Annotated in this window: 19 protein-coding genes and 1 pseudogene; 6 read left to right on the forward strand and 14 right to left on the reverse strand. The window is 35.1% G+C overall.

The window, feature by feature from the left end; translation table 11 throughout:
* Positions 1-1,010 (reverse strand): annotated as a pseudogene (locus JFT89_RS22595) (multidrug effflux MFS transporter); the annotation flags it as partial.
* Positions 1,011-1,374: 364 nt separating this feature from the next.
* Here JFT89_RS22595 and JFT89_RS22600 point away from each other — a divergent pair.
* Positions 1,375-1,941, forward strand: coding sequence for a DUF5823 family protein (locus JFT89_RS22600; protein ID WP_201040652.1), 567 nt, complete (start codon positions 1,375-1,377; stop codon positions 1,939-1,941).
* Between the two features lie 66 nt (positions 1,942-2,007).
* Here the strand turns inward: JFT89_RS22600 and JFT89_RS22605 are convergent, their stop codons facing one another.
* The gene (locus JFT89_RS22605; RefSeq protein WP_002066432.1) at positions 2,008-2,232 is read right to left on the reverse strand and encodes a hemolysin XhlA family protein; all 225 of its coding nucleotides are present in this window, start codon (positions 2,230-2,232) and stop codon (positions 2,008-2,010) included.
* 412 nt (positions 2,233-2,644) lie between these two features.
* Complete coding sequence (locus JFT89_RS22610; protein ID WP_002066431.1) at positions 2,645-2,923, reverse strand: hypothetical protein; 279 nt, start codon at positions 2,921-2,923, stop codon at positions 2,645-2,647.
* A gap of 284 nt (positions 2,924-3,207) precedes the next feature.
* Between JFT89_RS22610 and JFT89_RS22615 the strand changes: the two genes are divergently transcribed.
* A complete protein-coding gene (locus JFT89_RS22615) occupies positions 3,208-3,951 on the forward strand; it encodes an SDR family NAD(P)-dependent oxidoreductase (RefSeq protein WP_002087632.1) in 744 nt (247 codons plus the stop codon).
* A 113-nt stretch (positions 3,952-4,064) separates the two neighbouring features.
* Here the strand turns inward: JFT89_RS22615 and bshB2 are convergent, their stop codons facing one another.
* Positions 4,065-4,727 carry a bacillithiol biosynthesis deacetylase BshB2 gene (bshB2, locus tag JFT89_RS22620; protein WP_201040655.1) on the reverse strand — a complete coding sequence of 221 codons (663 nt, stop codon included), beginning with the start codon at positions 4,725-4,727 and terminating at the stop codon, positions 4,065-4,067.
* A gap of 15 nt (positions 4,728-4,742) precedes the next feature.
* Positions 4,743-5,093, reverse strand: a complete 351-nt coding sequence (locus JFT89_RS22625; RefSeq protein ID WP_000407039.1) for a YojF family protein — start codon at positions 5,091-5,093, stop codon at positions 4,743-4,745.
* Between the two features lie 251 nt (positions 5,094-5,344).
* On the opposite strand from JFT89_RS22625, the gene JFT89_RS22630 reads away from it, so the two are divergent.
* A complete protein-coding gene (locus JFT89_RS22630; protein WP_201040657.1) occupies positions 5,345-6,670 on the forward strand; it encodes an ArsB/NhaD family transporter in 1,326 nt (441 codons plus the stop codon).
* Between the two features lie 71 nt (positions 6,671-6,741).
* Here the strand turns inward: JFT89_RS22630 and JFT89_RS22635 are convergent, their stop codons facing one another.
* The 6 genes from JFT89_RS22635 to JFT89_RS22660 all read right to left on the reverse strand — a co-directional run bounded on the left by JFT89_RS22635 (position 6,742) and on the right by JFT89_RS22660 (position 11,453).
* Positions 6,742-6,969, reverse strand: a complete 228-nt coding sequence (locus tag JFT89_RS22635; RefSeq protein ID WP_001047523.1) for a coiled-coil domain-containing protein — start codon at positions 6,967-6,969, stop codon at positions 6,742-6,744.
* A 133-nt stretch (positions 6,970-7,102) separates the two neighbouring features.
* Positions 7,103-7,462, reverse strand: a complete 360-nt coding sequence (locus JFT89_RS22640; protein WP_016095180.1) for a nuclear transport factor 2 family protein — start codon at positions 7,460-7,462, stop codon at positions 7,103-7,105.
* A 79-nt stretch (positions 7,463-7,541) separates the two neighbouring features.
* Positions 7,542-8,093 (reverse strand): GNAT family N-acetyltransferase, encoded by a 552-nt coding sequence (locus JFT89_RS22645; RefSeq protein WP_002128401.1) that lies wholly within the window; start codon positions 8,091-8,093, stop codon positions 7,542-7,544.
* Positions 8,094-8,471: 378 nt separating this feature from the next.
* Complete coding sequence (locus JFT89_RS22650) at positions 8,472-9,380, reverse strand: iron-hydroxamate ABC transporter substrate-binding protein (RefSeq protein ID WP_002014213.1); 909 nt, start codon at positions 9,378-9,380, stop codon at positions 8,472-8,474.
* A gap of 21 nt (positions 9,381-9,401) precedes the next feature.
* Positions 9,402-10,418, reverse strand: coding sequence for a FecCD family ABC transporter permease (locus JFT89_RS22655; RefSeq protein WP_201040659.1), 1,017 nt, complete (start codon positions 10,416-10,418; stop codon positions 9,402-9,404).
* The gene (locus JFT89_RS22660; protein ID WP_201040660.1) at positions 10,419-11,453 is read right to left on the reverse strand and encodes a FecCD family ABC transporter permease; all 1,035 of its coding nucleotides are present in this window, start codon (positions 11,451-11,453) and stop codon (positions 10,419-10,421) included.
* 276 nt (positions 11,454-11,729) lie between these two features.
* On the opposite strand from JFT89_RS22660, the gene JFT89_RS22665 reads away from it, so the two are divergent.
* On the forward strand, positions 11,730-12,494 hold the full coding sequence (locus JFT89_RS22665; protein WP_002066421.1) for a DUF817 domain-containing protein: 765 nt from the start codon (positions 11,730-11,732) through the stop codon (positions 12,492-12,494).
* 102 nt (positions 12,495-12,596) lie between these two features.
* Here JFT89_RS22665 and JFT89_RS22670 read toward each other — a convergent pair whose 3' ends face one another.
* Together JFT89_RS22670 and JFT89_RS22675 are read right to left on the reverse strand one after the other, a co-directional pair.
* Positions 12,597-13,052 (reverse strand): DinB family protein, encoded by a 456-nt coding sequence (locus tag JFT89_RS22670; RefSeq protein WP_201040662.1) that lies wholly within the window; start codon positions 13,050-13,052, stop codon positions 12,597-12,599.
* Positions 13,053-13,204: 152 nt separating this feature from the next.
* Positions 13,205-14,335, reverse strand: a complete 1,131-nt coding sequence (locus JFT89_RS22675) for an RNA-guided endonuclease InsQ/TnpB family protein (protein WP_201040664.1) — start codon at positions 14,333-14,335, stop codon at positions 13,205-13,207.
* Positions 14,336-15,204: 869 nt separating this feature from the next.
* On the opposite strand from JFT89_RS22675, the gene JFT89_RS22680 reads away from it, so the two are divergent.
* Positions 15,205-15,693: a DinB family protein gene (locus JFT89_RS22680; protein ID WP_002066537.1), complete on the forward strand. Its 489-nt coding sequence runs from the start codon at positions 15,205-15,207 to the stop codon at positions 15,691-15,693.
* Between the two features lie 140 nt (positions 15,694-15,833).
* Here JFT89_RS22680 and JFT89_RS22685 read toward each other — a convergent pair whose 3' ends face one another.
* Positions 15,834-16,727 carry a LysR family transcriptional regulator gene (locus JFT89_RS22685; protein WP_002066536.1) on the reverse strand — a complete coding sequence of 298 codons (894 nt, stop codon included), beginning with the start codon at positions 16,725-16,727 and terminating at the stop codon, positions 15,834-15,836.
* 120 nt (positions 16,728-16,847) lie between these two features.
* On the opposite strand from JFT89_RS22685, the gene JFT89_RS22690 reads away from it, so the two are divergent.
* On the forward strand, positions 16,848-17,813 hold the full coding sequence (locus JFT89_RS22690; protein ID WP_201040665.1) for a quinone oxidoreductase family protein: 966 nt from the start codon (positions 16,848-16,850) through the stop codon (positions 17,811-17,813).
* Positions 17,814-17,844: the final 31 nt, after the last annotated feature.

A 17,844-nucleotide genomic window follows, 5' to 3' on the forward strand; every position in this document is an offset into this window, starting at 1 on the left:
GACATCTTGAAAATCTACTAATGCTAAACTTAAACAGTTAGGTAATGCTACCCCAATTCCTAATAGCAATATAAACATCGCTACTAAAAATCCAATCATATATATTATGTTTGGATTTGATCCAAATAAAGTAATAACAGTTAAGAGGATAGCTCCCCTGCCATTACAAGAGAACCGATATATATAATTTTCTCTGGTTTATAAGTAGCAAGTAACCGCTTTGAAACTTTCGCTCCAATAATAGAAGCGGAAGCGACAACAATTCCTAGAAACCCGTACATACTAGGTGATAACTGAAAGTATTCAATAAAGATAAACGGCGCTTCCGCATAATAGCTAAATAAAACACCATTCGCTCCTCCAATTAATAACCCATATGTTACTACTTTCGGATTTGTAATCAACCGTTTTAATACAGAAAATACATTTATTTTACCCGTTATTGCGTCCGTTTTTGTTTCCGGAAGTGAAACGAACGTATATAACAAAATCCCAACACTCATAACAACTAAACTTAAAAATACTATTTTAAATCCAAACATTTGATCAAGAAAGCCCCCAATTAGTGGACCTATCGCTGGTGTAAAAGCAATGACTGCCGAAATTTGAGCAAACATAACATGACGTTTATGCCCCTCTACACTTTCACGAAGAATCGTTTGTGTCACAACTGAACCAGCACTTGCTCCAAATGCTTGAATAAAACGACTAAACAATAAAAATTCAATAGAATTTGCAATATAGCATAAGAAACTTCCAGCGCCATATACTACAATTCCAAATAACATTGCTGGGCGACGACCAATTATATCTGATAACCATCCAATAAAAAATACACCTAAAGCAAATCCAGCAAAATAAACACTAAGCGTTAACTGTACCTCATTATTACTTACGTGCAACGCCTTTGAAATATCCGGTAAAGACGGTGTGTAAATTGTTTCACTAATTTGTGGAAATGCCACAAGAATAATCATTAACCAGAGTGATGGTACTGAGACTTTTTTCACTTTTAATACCCTCCTATAACTTTGAAAATCTCAGGAATGAATAGACTTTCCTTAGCTACGGAACAGGAGGGGCCATTATAGAAATTCGATCATAAAACAACAAAGAAAACACCTCAATTACGCATGTTAATACTTATAGAAGGGTAATATTAACATTGATTTTAAAATATACTTTTTCAATTATATTACATATTGCGTTTCTTTTTCTAGTATTGAGCTTTGGAGGATTTGTTAGAAGGATAACTTGATACCATCACTATTTTATGGAATAATTAGGAATAGTTTGAATTAATAGATCGAATTATTAAACGATAGACTAGCATTTTTTAATGTCGCAAAGCTTACAAACAGGAGGACTTTTGTAATGATTGAAATTTTAAGGACCATAGTAAACTTCCTAATTTCTCTATTCTCAGGAGAATTACCAATTGTATATTATGTGTGGATTATTACCCTATTCCTAATTCAAATAATCCAATCTACTCTAAACTATAAACTCTTTAACAAGAAAGATAATTTCAGCACTTATATATCGGAAGGATTACTTGCTTTTATTATTTTATTGTTTGGAGGTATATTAGTATCTAAGTTACTTGCTTACATAATAGACGACCCTACTATTAGTATGACAAATTTAACACATTATTTTATTTCTCTTATTATATTAACTATATTTATCGTCATAAGCTGTCTTAAAGATTTTATAGAAACATCTATCAAAAATAAAAATGTGTCTCTTTTTAGCTTTTTTATAGTTTCCTTAATAACAAGTATACTTTCATTCAAGTCTTTATCACCTTTAATCGAAGGTTCTTTTTCTCTTTCTAAATCTTTTATAACCACTTTAATCATTCTTGTAACTATATCAATTCCTCTATTAATTTCCTTAGAGGAAAAATATGCAGATAAAAAAGAAACGGAAAATTTATAGCTTCTCATTTACATAAAAGAAAGGGGAAGCTCCCCTCTTTCTTTTATATCGTCCTATTTCACAAGATTAAATCATCCCTTTTAATATCAACCCCAAAACTGACATTACTATCGCACTTATAATAATTCGCAAAATCCAAGTTATGTTTGTACTTATTTTTTCCAATTGCTTATTGATTGTTGCTATGTCTTTCTCATTAATAGTGGTACGCGTTTCTAAATTACGAATGTCTCTCATAATTTCTTTTTGCTCCGCCTTGAGACTGTCAATTTTAGCGTAAACATCTTCCATATATTCATACCATCTGTTCATCTCAATAGAAAAAACTATATATATATTATGAGACAACCCTCTTACCTGTGAATACATTCCGTACATCCGCACACCAAATTATTTGTACAATCTAATTGAATTACTTACACGTTTCCATTCTCCTATATATAAGTCTTCGTTTAGATAATATGTGGTATAAAAAGAAATCTCATTATTCCACTTTAATAATGTATTCTAAGTACTCTTTATATGCCGTTTCATAAAGACCTGTAGCATATTTAAAGCCTTTTTTATTTTTTTGACAACAAACAAGATGCAATCCAACATGCGGTAGCACCTACGATAATTACTATTATTTAAATCACCATTCTCACATTTAAAACTCAATATAGTCAGTATTCTCTTCTTAAAAATCATCTTTTTTAGCTACTTAATGTATACTAATATTAATATGAACTAGCTGTATTGATAAACTCTCTAGTACAAGAAATATACTAGCTGAAGCAGATCTATATCCGATATTTTTCCCATGAACATTAATGCTGATTTCCACTAAATGTGTTTGAATAGCATTGTTTTCAAACATTTCATCCTCAACTTTTACAATATCAGCTTTACTATCCACTTCTTTAAAGGTTTTCAATAATTTTGTTTCTAATAGACTAAAATCAAAATTTTCATCTTTTATTACAGCAAATTTAATCTTCATATCGATTTCCCCATTTTTAGCAAACTAAAATCATTTAATCAATATAAATATATATCAATCTATTAAATAATTCAAAATATACACTTCTTATACACTATTACTAAATATCATTTCTAAAAGGATTAAGTGCAAAAAAGAAAGAAAGTAAATAAAGAAAAAATTAGTACTCTCACAATTAAGTAAACTCTAATTTTTTCTTCTATCTACTTATTATTTAAGGTTAATAGTGATATAACCAGACTAAAAAATTTGACTTAAATTCATTGATGAATGGAGAGGTTTATATGAAATTAAAAGACAAAGTAGCAATCATAACTGGTGGTGCAAGTGGAATTGGTGAATCCACTGTTCGCCTTTTTATTGAAGAAGGTGCAAAAGTAGTTATTGCTGACTTTTCTGAACGTGGAAAAGGCCTATCAGATGAATTGAATGCACATGGATATAATACATTATTTATTAAAACTGATGTAACAAAAGAAGCAGATATTAAACAGCTAATCCATGAGACAGTAAGTAAATACGGTAAATTAGATATTATGTATGCCAATGCCGGCGTTGCTGATGATGCACCGGCAAACGAATTGTCCTATGAAAAATGGAAAAGAACCATTGATATTAACTTGTCTGGGGTATTCCTTTCTGATAAATATTCGATTGAACAATTTCTTAAACAAGGTACAGGCGGTGTCATCGTTAACGCTGGTTCGATTCATAGTTTTGTTTCATTACCTACCCCAACAGCATACTCCTCTGCAAAAGGTGGTGTGAAACTATTAACTCAAAATCTATGTACTGCCTACGCTAAATATGGAATACGTATTAATGCGGTGTGCCCTGGCTATATTGACACCCCTTTACTTGGTAGTGTTAATCCTCAGCAGAAAGAATATTTAGCTTCACTTCATCCACAAGGCAGACTTGGAACACCAAAAGAAATAGCCAAAGCTGTCTTATTTTTAGCAAGTGATGATGCTAGCTTTGTTAATGGTACAACACTTCTTGTTGATGGAGGCTATACTGCACGCTAATTTTAAAATTTGAAGTACGGCTCTAAGAAATATATAGTCTTACATAGAAACAGCGCCATCACAAGTGACGGCGCTGTTTCTATGTAAGAGCTACTAGGAGGTATCCTTCTAGCCTACTCCCATTTATAAGTCCAAAATTGTTCAAGTTGCAGCCATTTCAATGTTGCTGCATCCTTGTTTTTTATTTTTGCATGTGTCTCTTCAAGCATTGCTTCTGTTTGTGAACGGTGTGCGCCTAGTGCAGCTAATTTATGTTCAAATACTTCACTAATATTATTTACAACATCAGCCTCACCGAGTACCGCTTCGCGATTCTTCGTAATTGCAACCGCATGAATGACTGGACGTTCTTCTTTTGACATGCGTGATACAGCGCGAACTACAGCGCGGCCAAATGCATCATGATCTGGATGTACGCCGTGCTCTGGATAAAATGTAATAATTCGAGATGGATTTACTTCTTGAATTATTGTTTCAATTTTATCTGCAACAAAATCAACATCTTCAAATTCTAACGTTTTATCATGGAAACCGAGCATTCTTAAATCTTGAATCCCCATCGCTTCACATGCATCTTTTAATTCTTTTTCACGGATATTTGGAATCGTTTCACGGTTAGCGAATACATTTTTCCCCATGTTACGTCCCATTTGTCCAAGAGTACCACACGCATACGTTACAGGTACTCCTTGATCTGTTAATAAGCGAATTGTTCCTCCCGCAGCAAATGCTTCATCATCTGGATGCGGAAATACAACAAGTACATGTCTCTCCATAAGTTTCCCTCCTTCTTACTTAAATGGCGTTAAGCTTAACTCAAGTGCAACCGCTAAGCGACCTTGATTATCGTGCCCTGCTAGTAATAAACGCTCTTTATCGTCTACTTCCCAGTGCGTAATACCTTCTGCATATACCCAGCCATGATCCATTTTCAAACCAACTCGGTATGGGTTTGTTCCAGTTATTTTCCCGCGCTCAAAGCGAATAATTGCATTTCGAATGAATGCTCCTACTGTCATCATCTTTTCATTAAAGTGTGACGCATACGCTCCGTTCGTCGTTTCTAAATGAATATATACATCTTTATTTACAAAACGTTCAATTTCATTTTGAATAAGAGAACTATCTTTTACTATTTCCATCGGAATTCACCTCTTTAAACCATTTTACGCAAAAATAATGTAAATTGCTATCTCTATATTAGAGGACAACGCTCACTTTTCCTAATAATTTGCACTGTGTTTTATTATTTTTTTATATCCTATGTAGAATTCACATTTTTTCCTTCACTTTGTTAAATAGTTTTCTTTCTTTTTTGAATTTGCTACAATATAAATTATGCAGAGAGATGCATTTTTACAATTGAATACATACTTTAAAGAAGGTGACACGATTGGAACAATCCGCACATGAAGTAGCAAATTGGCAATATTATTTTGCAATTGCCGTATTTTTAGTCACGTACGGTTTTATTATTTCTGAGAAATTGAATCGTGCTGTAATCGCACTATTCGGTGCTGCTATTATGATTATTTTTGGAATTGTAGATTTACATACTGCTTTCACATCACATATTCAATGGGAAACGATCACCCTATTAATCGGGATGATGATTCTCGTACATATTACGAGTCAATCAGGCGTATTTGAATTTGTAGCCATTAAAGCAGCAAAAGCAGCTGGCGGAAAACCAATCCGCATTTTATTATTACTATCCCTATTAACCGCTGTCGGTTCTGCATTTTTGGACAACGTAACAACCGTATTATTAATCGTACCTGTTACACTATCCATTACACGTATTTTAAAAGTAAATCCTGTTCCTTATTTAATTTCAGAAGTACTGTTTTCAAATATAGGCGGAACAGCAACACTAATCGGTGATCCGCCTAACATTATGATTGGATCAGCAAATAAGCATTTAGACTTTAATGCTTTTTTACTAAACTTAGCTCCAATCGTAATTATTATTTCTATCGTTACACTTGGCATTATTTACTTCATGTATCGTAACAAACTAAAAACAACGCCTGAGCAAATTAAAAAATTAATGGCATTAAATGAGAAAGATTATATTAAAGATCAAAGTCTCCTTTTAAAATCCATCACGATTTTAGGACTAACTATTTTAGGCTTTGTACTTCATTCTATTATTCATGTAGATGCTGCCGTTATTGCGATGACAGGTGCTACTCTACTGATGTTAATCGGTGTGAAAGAACATGAGATAGAAGATGTATTCGCCCACGTTGAATGGGTAACAATTTTCTTCTTCGCCGGACTATTCGTTCTCGTTGGCGGGTTAATTGATATCGGACTTATTTCTTCTCTTGCACAACAAGTACTTGACGTAACAAATGGCGACATCGGTTTCGCTGCCATACTTATCTTATGGGTATCTGGCATTGCATCTGCGACAATTGACAACATTCCATTTGTTGCAACGATGATTCCGCTTATTCAAGATTTAGCTACAGGTCTCGGACTGTCTGTCGATTCCCCGCAAATCGAAGTACTATGGTGGGCGTTATCTCTTGGAGCTTGCTTAGGAGGAAATGGAACGTTAATCGGAGCATCCGCAAACGTAGTCGTTGCTGGTATTGCAAAACGTGAAGGACATGGATTCTCTTATATGGACTTCTTAAAAATCGGTTTCCCCTTAACGATCATTGCGCTATTGTTATCACATGCTTACATTTATTTACGTTATTTAATGTAGACATTGTATTGCATGAAATTATGTTGTCAAATACAAAAGGTTTGCAGCACCATGCTGCAAACCTTTTTTCATCACCAAAATATACCTATAATTGCTAATCCACCTAAAATCATACCACCAATTTGTCCGACTATTGCTGGTGATAATTGAACACCTTTTCTCACTTCAACAACTGGTCTTTCATGCCTTAGTTGCTGCACTTCACTTTGAAGTTGGTGTACACTTCCGTGCAATTCTTTTATAAGCTCCTTTAATTCAGCGACCTCTTCGTTTACTGGCTTACTTTTTTCTAAGTTCATCTCGCATGACTCCTTATAAATTCAATCAGTACACTGTAAAATTTAGCCAATTACCATTATATCTCCTGCATACCATATATTCAACAATTCTATTTTTTATAGTTTCTTTTCATACCTAAAAAACATAGCTTTATTAAAATTTAGCAGGTGTACCTTGATGAAAATACATTTGCCATCTTCCTTCTCTAAATTTCCATATTGAACTACGTAACGAGTGTTGATTATTCATTGCATTGAATATTTGATAAGTAGTTAATGCTACATCTTTGGATAATGGATGTACTTCAAAATCACTCAAAGTCATTTTTACTACACCAATTCCATTTTTATCGATATCCTCATTTTTATATAAAACTTTACCAGAACTCCCAAACTCAAAAAAATCAGCGGCAAGTATCTTTTTAAGCTCCTTTTGAGATGTGCGAATCCCTGGTTTAAGTAATCGTTCCTCTAGCTGATATAAACACTCTCTTAATGAAGATAAACCTTCCATTAGTACACTCCTCCGCTCATAATTACCTGAACATTACAACTTTTCACTCTACACTACACAATTATTCTGTATGTTTTTGCTAGTTCTGCAGCTCTATCCATTCATCACGCAATATCCCCATAATCATACGATCAAAACACTTTCCATCTCTTTGAACTGCTTCCCTCATACATCCTTCCATCTGAAATCCCATCTTTTTATACAGTACAATGGCTGCTTTATTATAAGAAATAACATCGAGACCGACGCGGTGTAGATTCATTTCATAGAACGCATACTTTAAAATAAGATGCACTGCTTCTCTCCCAAACCCTTTTCCTCTATCATTTGCCTCTCCTATACCAATTGCTAATAGACCTGTTCTGTTATTCCACTCTATGCCGTGAATTGCAACAAAACCAATTAAGCGATCATCTTGAACTGTTCTTAACATGAAAGAAACACTATTCGATCTCCGTCCCTTTAATAGCCCATCACTCGCTATTTCATGTAACGATTGCGGGAATGCCAAGTCTGTATCTACATTTCTTAAGTACTCACTATCCTCTTGCCACATAGCCATTACTTCAGCATCTGCTTCTCTAATAGCTGATAATTTAATAGTTTTATTTTGAAAAAGATTCATCGTCATCTAAAACTCCCCCTTTTTTAAATAGCGGGGACAATAATTCTAGCCTATTTATCCCGCATTAACGGGCAGTAAGACTCCCACCTCAAAATTCAGCTGGAGCGAAGAAGTTAGGTGGGAGATCAACTGCCCGTAAACGCCCGATTGGTGAAGGCTAATAATCAGTGGGGGATGAACAAAACCCCCACTGATTAAAGTTTCACTTTATCCCCTTGTTCCATAAACTGTTTTTTTAACGGGATACTTACAATAAGCGCTGACATTGGCACATCTCCTCTACATTAAATTAACTTCATTGTATAATTTTTCATTTATTCTAACAATAACAACAATAAAAAGACCCTCCAAATTTAGAGGGCCTTTCCTAATAGCAAAACTGTATTATTTCGTAAACATTTTCTCTGCTTCATCCATTGCCATTTTGTTACCTAAAGCAGAATAGTCAAGCCATGGTTGATCATTAATAATGTATACGTGCTTACCTTTAACAGCTTTTAAGTCTTTCCAAATTGGTGTTTCTTGCAGTTGTTTAAATGCTGCTTTTGCTTTATCGTCTCTGTTTACGACAACGAAAATAGCATCCGCATCAAAGTCAGGTAATACTTCTTGTGAAATTACTTCGAAAGGACGGTTTCCATCAATTTTCTCTACACCATTTGCAGGTTGTAATCCTAAGTCTTGGAATAGAATTGGTCCCATCGGTCTTTTCGTACTAAATACACGTAATTCTTTTGCAGTAACGCGAATTGCCATTACTTTTTCGTTATTACCTAACTCTTTATCTATTAAACTTTTTACTCGTTTTGATTGTTCTTCATAGTCTTGAATATATTTATCTGCTTCTTTCTCACGGTTTACAAGTTTACCTACTTCTTTTAAATGATCTCTCCACGTACCTTCATCTAAATTAAAAGTATGTGTTTTTGCAATTTTTTCGTATTTCGCTAAATCTTTGCCAGCATATTTTTCATCCACATAAATTTCAGATGGCTTTAATTGTAGTAATGCTTCCATATTCGGATCTGTTACAACGCCCAGTTTCTTCGTATCTTTCAGCTGTTCTTTCACGTGAGGTAAGAAATCTTTTAAATCTCCACCAATTACAGAACCTACCGGTGTAATTCCTAATGCAAGTAAGTTATTCGTTAAATGAATAGACATAGAAGCAATTTTTGGATCATTACTTTTTTCAGTTTTTTTAGTTGCCTCTTCACTAGATTTCGTTTGACCACATGCTGATAATACTAAAATAAACATAATGCTAAATAAAATAGTAAGTTTCTTTTTCATATGTTCTCCTCTTTGAAGTATTTATTTTGTTTTTGTAAGTAAATAAAGAAAATATGGCGCACCTAAAGCCGCTACTACTACGCCAGCTGGAATAGAGTTTGGCTCAAATAAAGATCGCCCTATCGTATCCGCGAGTACTAAAATAATCATTCCAATTATGCCAGCTAACGGAAGAAAATGTTGATATGTACTACCTACTAACTTTCTTGCGATATGCGGAGAAACTAAGCCGATAAAGCCAATTCCCCCTGCCATTGATACACTTGCACAAGACAATCCTACCGCTGTAGCTAAAAGCAGTAACCGTTCTTTTTGAACAGATACACCAAGTCCTGCTGCTACACTATCACCTAGTGACAGTGCATTTAACGTTTTGGATTTCAGCCATGCGTATGGAGTTAGTATCAAAATCCAAGGTAATAATGCTAGGACATGAATCCAATCTCTTCCCCACACGTTACCAACTAACCACCTAGAAGCGAATGTATACGTCTCATCATTTAACTTGAGCGAGAAAAATAACGAAAGTGCACTAAAACCAGCTGAAACTGCAATACCAACAAGAATAAGTCTAATGGGAAGTAAACCTTTTGACCGATCACTCGCAAGCAAAACAATAAGAAATGCAGCTAACACTCCTCCGCCAAATGTAAATAACGGTATTAAAATCGCTGCACTCTCGTTAATAGAATGAAAGAAAGTAACAAATACAATAAGCCCGAAAGATGCACCCGAGTGTAATCCGAGAATACCAGGATCTGCGAGTGCATTCCGAGATAATCCTTGCAAAATCGCACCGGAAACCCCAAGGCCAATACCTGCTAACATTGTGATTATAATTCTTGGCATACGATAATCGTATAGCACGGTTGCACTCTCAAAATCACCAAAGCCAAAAAGCGTTTGAATTACTTTGAGCGGCGCGATGCTCAGCGTCCCCGTATTTAAGCTAATCAAAATTACAGCGATACTTATACATCCGAAAATTGTAGTTACAGTAATAGCCCTCTTTTTATCCGTGTTAAAAAGATTCTTCACTTATAGCTCACTCCCAACTTTACGTGCTATATAGAGGAAGAACGGAACTCCAACAAGAGCTACCATAATACCTATCGCAAGTTCTTTAGGAGGATTTACTGTTCTTGCCCCTAAATCAGCTAAAACTAATAACATAGCTCCTAATAATGCTGACATAGGAATAATAAGCCGATAATTAACACCTACTAATTTTCTAGCGATGTGCGGAATGACAAGTCCTACAAATCCAATGGAACCAACAGCTGAAACAGAAACACCTGCTAGAATCACTACCATAATCATCCCGAGTATTCTCGTTCGGTTCGTTTTTACACCTAAATTCGTAGCAACGTCATCCCCCATGGATATGAGTGAAATAGATCGCCCTAGCGCTGTCGCAAAAACAATTGTTATGAGAATAATAGGCACTAAAAATTTCAAGTGTTCCCACTTAACCCCCGCAACACCACCAGCATACCAAAACGCTAAATCTTGGCTTAAGTCATAATAAATCGCGACACCTGAACTTAACGAATGTAAAAGCGCGGCCATAACTGCCCCTGCAATCGTTAACCTCATCGGCGTTAGCCCGCCTGATGTTGCTGATCCAATAATAAAAATGAGTACTGTACTTAAAACTGCTCCAATAAAGGAGACAATCATTAAATAGGAATACGGCATATGCGGGAAAAAAGCAAAGCTAAGTGCTACTACAAACATCGCACCTGCATTTATTCCAAGTACACCTGCATCAGCTAAAGGATTTCGTGTTACCCCTTGCATAACAGCTCCAGCGACTGCAAAAGCAGCTCCTACAACTGCTGCGCCAATTACCCTTGGGAGCCTTAATTCATAAATAATTTGATGCTGTGTTAATTTCGGATTATAATCAAAAACCGCTGCCCACACAGTTTGCAAATGGATATCCTTTGCACCAAATGCAACGGCTAAAAATATAGCTCCAATTAAACATATAATTGTTAAGCTCATGAAACATATGAACTTAATATGTATCCAGCGATTATTGCCAGCATGTACAGTAGACTTATGTAACATGTTTCATTTCATCCTTTATATTCAGTTCTTTTTTATAATTATTTTTTATTTATAATCATTATTGATAATAATTATCATTTTCATTTAGATATTATATCCCCACTTTTTTTAAATAGCAAACTATTTTTTTACTTTGTTAAACTATCAAAATACTTATTACAATTCCCTTCTAAAACTTACAAATACATGCAAAATGACGTACTGTTTTATTTCCATATTTGTAGTATACTAAGTTATTGTTTTAATTTTCTAAATATATACCTTGAAGGTGAAACAATGTTTTATGTAAAACAACTACTACACTTTACTTACGAACAAGCATTATCCTGCTTGTTCCCCGCCGTTATTTTCTTAACACTAGCCCTTTCAAAAATCATTTCTATTCCGGGATTATATCGCTATGATTTCATACTTATCGTATGTCTTCTTATGCAATGGATTATGTACAAAACAGGTCTTGAAACAAAAGATGAACTGAAAGTAATTACTGTTTTCCACCTCATTGGCCTTTTACTAGAAATATATAAAGTACATTTCGGTTCATGGAGTTATCCTGAAGAGGCTTATTCAAAAGTTTTCGGAGTTCCGCTTTACAGCGGCTTTATGTATGCGAGTGTCGCAAGTTACATATGCCAAGCGTGGAGAAGATTGCATTTACAAATGTATAATTGGCCGAAAGCTATTTTTGCAGTACCATTAGGCGCTATGATTTACTTCAATTTTTTTACACATCATTTTCTATATGACTTTAGATGGGTATTAACTTTACTTTTATTTATTGTTTTCTTTCGAACTTTCGTGGAGTTTTCCTTACAAGGCGTTACATATAAAATGCCACTCGTACTCTCCTTTTTCCTTATCGGATTCTTTATTTGGATTGCGGAAAACATCGCAACATTTTTCGGAGCATGGCAATATCCAAATCAACGCGAAGCATGGAACCTCGTTCACCTTAGCAAAATTAGCTCATGGTTTTTACTCGTTGTCATTAGCATTATGATTGTTACACAACTCAAACATTTGAAGGAGTTGAAAAGATAATGCTGATTATGTAAAAACATTTTAGTAACACCTAATCTTCTCTGCTTGCTCAATAAAAAAACGAAATCCATCTAGGATTTCGTTTTTTTAGCTTTTTCAAATCTATAGAGCCTTAATAATACGCTCCATCGCCTTCATTTGACCAATATGATCTGCTTCATGGTATAACATCATACCGTAAAGCTCACCTACCGTTTCCAATCCTAGGAATGGCTCTGGAAGTTTATTTTCAAATGCTTCTGCTGGAATTTCGTTAATACGCTTTGCTTGTTCTTTTAATTGAGCCGTTAATACTTCTAATGATGGTCCTTCTTTTTCCCATTTAGATGGTCTTGATCCATATCCAAACATACCTGGATATTCAGTTGGTAAGTGTTTAAACTCTCTTCCAAACATGAAAGTTTCTGCTGCACTTAACACGTGACCAATATGCCAGCGAATTGTATTGTTAAAGCCCTCTGGCTGCGTATCCACAGTTTTATCATCTAACGTTTCCATAAATTTAAGTAATGCCCCGCGCGTCATTTCAAATTGTTTTAAACCAACTGTTCTATTCATTTTATCGTCCCGATACGATAAACTTAACTAAATCTATACAATTCAATCAAATTTACACAAGTTAGTGCTTCATCGTGTTCTCGCAACCCCGAAGGGACGAGGGGTTTAACACTCCACACGAGGCAGTATCATTACCTCCTATTATCAAGCATTTATTTTACCCATCTTGATAAATTTATCGAAGCATTTACATCCCTATCGTGATGGCTATTGCATGGAACACAGTCCCATTCACGAATCTTTAAACTCCACTGTCCTTCTGGTTGAACTGAATGGTCGTATTTAACTCCGCAACATGAGCAAATCTTGCTTGAGGCGAACCATTTATCAGCTTTTACATACTCAATGCCATACTTCTCGCACTTGTATGATAAACATTGAAAGAAGAAGTTTAATTTTTGAAATGAAAATGCTTTCGATAGTTTTTTGTTTTTTAACAGGTTTGAGATAGATAAGTCTTCCACAACAATCCTCATTGGTTTGGTTTTCACCAATTTAGCTGTTGCTTGATGGATATGGTTATTTCGGATATTCGTAATTTTCCTAGACAACCGAAGGTGTTCGTTTTTTGCTTTTTCATATCCTGTGGATTGAACTTTTACACCTTTTGTAAATCTCCTAGACATATCTCTTTGCGCTGACTTTTTCCTTTTCAAAAGTTTTTTAACCTTGGCATCTTTGTTTATATTTCGTTCTTTCGTACCATTAGAAGCCACAAACAGTTCTTTTAAACCAACATCCACACCAATCGACTCATTGGTTAGTTCTTGTGCTTCAAAGGATTCTTCGAACCCTACACTAATCCACCAGTGACGACCATCAAAGGTAACTCTTGGATTGGATGGTTTTTTGTTTCTTGGTAGTTGTTGGCTTGTTTTCACTTCTCCAATGGACTGAATATGAACTACTTTCTTTCCTATAATCAGTCTTTCATAATTGGCATAAAATCCTTGGATTAAATCTTTTTTGGATTTATAAGAAGTGTGATAACCATTTTTGTACTTTTCGAACGAATGTTTCCTCGCCTTGTCAAAATCTTTTGAAGCCTGTTTGGGAACTTGTGCATTGATGTCTTTTAACCACTTATATCTCTTTCGCTTCTTGATCTTTGTAAATCGTTTCTGTAAAGCTAACTGTGAAACAGATTTTCCAAATAGCTTATAGTATCTATCACTCATTCTTTTACAATAGTTATAAGCGAACCTTGCAGCACCAACATGGTTTCTAAGCACTTTTTCTTGTTCAGGCGTTGGAATCAGTCTGACTTTCTTCGCCAATATCATCAGAAGTTAACTCCTTTACTGTGCGATTATTCGGGCACTCACCTTTCAGATAATGAAAGATTTGTTCTTCTGAATAGTAGCGTGTTCCACCAGCATTCTCCTGAGACTACTCGGATGCAAACCTGTTAATTCTGATACTTGACTAACTCGTGAAAATTTCATTATTATTCTCACCTCATTGAATCCACCATAGCACATACGTTCGATAGATTCAATAAAGTTTGATAGATTCAATAAAATTTATCTTGTTCAACTAAGGGCGCAATTCCTTAGCCAGTTCTCTTATGAACTTCTCATGTTTTCACATGAGCGCAGACTATATGTTTATCTACTTAAAGATAGAGGATTTTTCCACCACCATAGGCTTGTGATGTACTCTCGTCAGTTATACGAGATAGTCGTTGAACGTTCATCTTATCAATTTTGACTTAGATGATTCGAGGCGGAAGACCCATTGTTCTAGTGTTTAGGGTTTAACCTTGCACCATCTGATTGATTTTTTCTGCTTTCGCGACATTCACGCTCGCTATTTCTAGCCACGCTGTAGTTCCATCAGCTTTAGGGATTACCCGCAGTTAACCCTCACTACTAGCCAATCACTTGACTAGCAGGGCTTACTGATATATTTAATTAACTTTCGTTATAATTGGTTAAATAAATCGTAACAGTTAATTACCCTTTTTTATGTACAATTTATTATGAACTAAGAATGTTAAACTTATTAAAGTTTCACCTTATTTAATCTATCAGAAACAATTAAAAAATACATCTAATATGCTTAGTAAAAATAATAAAAAGGTTCACCTCTCGTAAATATAGAATTACTTACTACACAAATAGTTTAGTAAATAAAAGAGGAGTGTAGTTGCATGTTACATGTTTTAAAACAGCAATATAATCTTATTAGCTCTACAAGAGAAACTCTATTTTCATTTTTGGAAGAAATCCCACTAGAAAAATTACATAGCACTGTTCCTAATTTCGGGAGCGGTAGTATTATAAAAACCCATATACATGTGGCTGATTGCTATCGATACTGGATCGGATCATTCGCATTTAAGCAAAAACGAGCAGATTTTTCATTTGCTAGCAATTATGAAACTGAACATGCAGATGTCGCGAAAGTCCGTACCAAGTTTAAGTTAGTAGATGAGACTGTACAACGTTTTTTAGATGAATACAATGACCGTTGGCTCGAAAATATAGCAAATGAAGTGAAATGGCAAAAAGAACCTTGGAGCACAACTCCGCTATGGCTTTTAACTCATACAGAAACACATGAGTTTCATCATAAAGGACAAATCGTATCTATGGCTCGTCACCTTGGATATACTCCTCCTGATACAGATCTTAGTTGATTCATTTTTTCAATTATTATGTCCATACTTAAAAGTGATTATAAAAATATACTATAAGAACCGATACTTGTTTTATCCAAGTATCGGTTCTCTCTATACAAAAGTGCTATTCTTCTTACATATAAACAAATATTCTCCACTTAATCCCTTGTAAAAGAAACCCTTGTTACATCAATAAATTGCTGTAACGGCGCTGTCATCCATTTATCTTTATGCCAAGCGATTTGTGTATAAATTGGATCGATTGTATTTTCTAAATGTAACTCTTTTATCGTACCTTCTCGTATATCTTTTTCTACAACTATCGCTGGTAAAACCGCTATACCTAAATCGGCAATGACACATTGTTTAATTGCCTCGACACTAACAAACTCAATCTTATTTGCCGGATATACGTCTTCCGCACGAAATAACTCCTCAAATAAAGTCCGATACGAGCAACCAAGTTCTGTTAGTAAAAGTGTCTCACTCTCTAAATCTTTTGTAGAAACGGAAGGTTGTTCAAGCAAACGATGCCCCGGAGCAGCTACTACTTTTAATTCTTCTTTCATAAGTGGCTCCACATGCAAAACATCTTCTGTTTTACATTCATCCAAAATAAATGCAAGATCTACTTTCCCCTCCATCAATTGTTCCTTCGCATCTTTATTTGAATGTGCAGGTTTAAATATAAGCTTTATTTGGGGAAATTGTGCTTTAAACCTTTTTAATATGGAAGGAAGCCTGTATGTACATTGACTTTCTTGTGCACCAATTATTAACGTACCTGCCATTTCCTCATCATCTTTCACAGCCATTTTCGCTTCGTTACTGAGTGCAATCATCTTATCAGCATATAATTGAAACTTCCTTCCTGCTTCAGTTAAGAAAAGGCGTTTTCCTAATCTCTCAAATAACGGCGTATCGAGCTCAGCCTCTAACGTTTTAATTTGCGCTGTTACGCTCGATTGAGCAAAATTTAATTTCTTCGCAGTTTGTGTAAAGTTTAAAGTATCTGCAGCTACTTTAAATGTAATTAACTGTTTTATCTCCATTTGTCATTCCCTCTAATCGATATTTCCGATTGATTCCATCGAAATAATCATCTTTTTCTATCGTTATTTGTATTGTATGATAAAGAGCATCGACAAACAATATAAATGGAGGTATTCCATATGAAAGCACTTTGTTTCGAAACATTCGGAGACGCTAATGTACTACAATATAAAGAACTAAATGATCCAATCATAAATCCAAATGAAATTCTTGTACGCACGAAAGCAATCGGCTTAAACTTTGCTGATATTTATAGACGCCGCGGCGATTATCATCTCGTTGGCAATCCGCCTTATATATTAGGTTATGAAGGGGCTGGAGTTGTTGAAAAAGTAGGAGCTGACGTTACTACTATCAATCCTGGAGACCGCATTGCATTTGCTGACGTTCCATTTGCAAATGCAGAATTAGTTGCCGTTCCATCAGAAAAAGCAATTCCACTTCCAGATTCTATTTCTTTTGAGACAGCCGCTTCTGTATTATTGCAAGGATTAACTGCACATTATTTAACGAAAGATAGTTATCAAATAAAAAAAGGCGATATAGCTTTAGTACACGCTGCGGCTGGCGGCGTTGGTCAACTTCTTATTCAAATGATTAAACTACAGGGCGGAACAGTAATCGGCCTAACTTCATCAAACGAAAAAGCAAAAATAGCCACATTAGCTGGTGCCGATCACGTATTTTTATATACGGAAGCATGGCCTACGAAAGTACTTGAAATAACAAATGGTACTGGAGTAAATGTTGTATATGAATCAGTAGGCTCTACATTAGAGGATAGTTTTAACGCTACTAAAATTGGTGGTACTGTCGTATTTTTCGGAATGGCTGGCGGTAATCCTGCCCCCGTTGATCCGCGTATGCTTATGGATACTTCAAAAACTTTAACCGGTGGCGACCTTTGGAATGTACTTACATCTTACGAAGAGCGAAAAGAACGTTCCTCTCAATTATTCGATTGGATTGCGAACGGAAAAGTAACAATCGCGAGTCCTGCTACATTCTCTTTACAAGACGGTGCCCGTGCTCATGAATTATTAGAGAGCAGAAAGAGTACTGGGAAGATTTTATTAATCCCGTAATTCACAAAATGAAAAGGAAGCTAGATTTCTC

Origin of the sequence: Bacillus sp. TH25 (genome assembly GCF_016650935.1) — a bacterium.
Lineage (GTDB): Bacteria > Bacillota > Bacilli > Bacillales > Bacillaceae_G > Bacillus_A > Bacillus_A mycoides.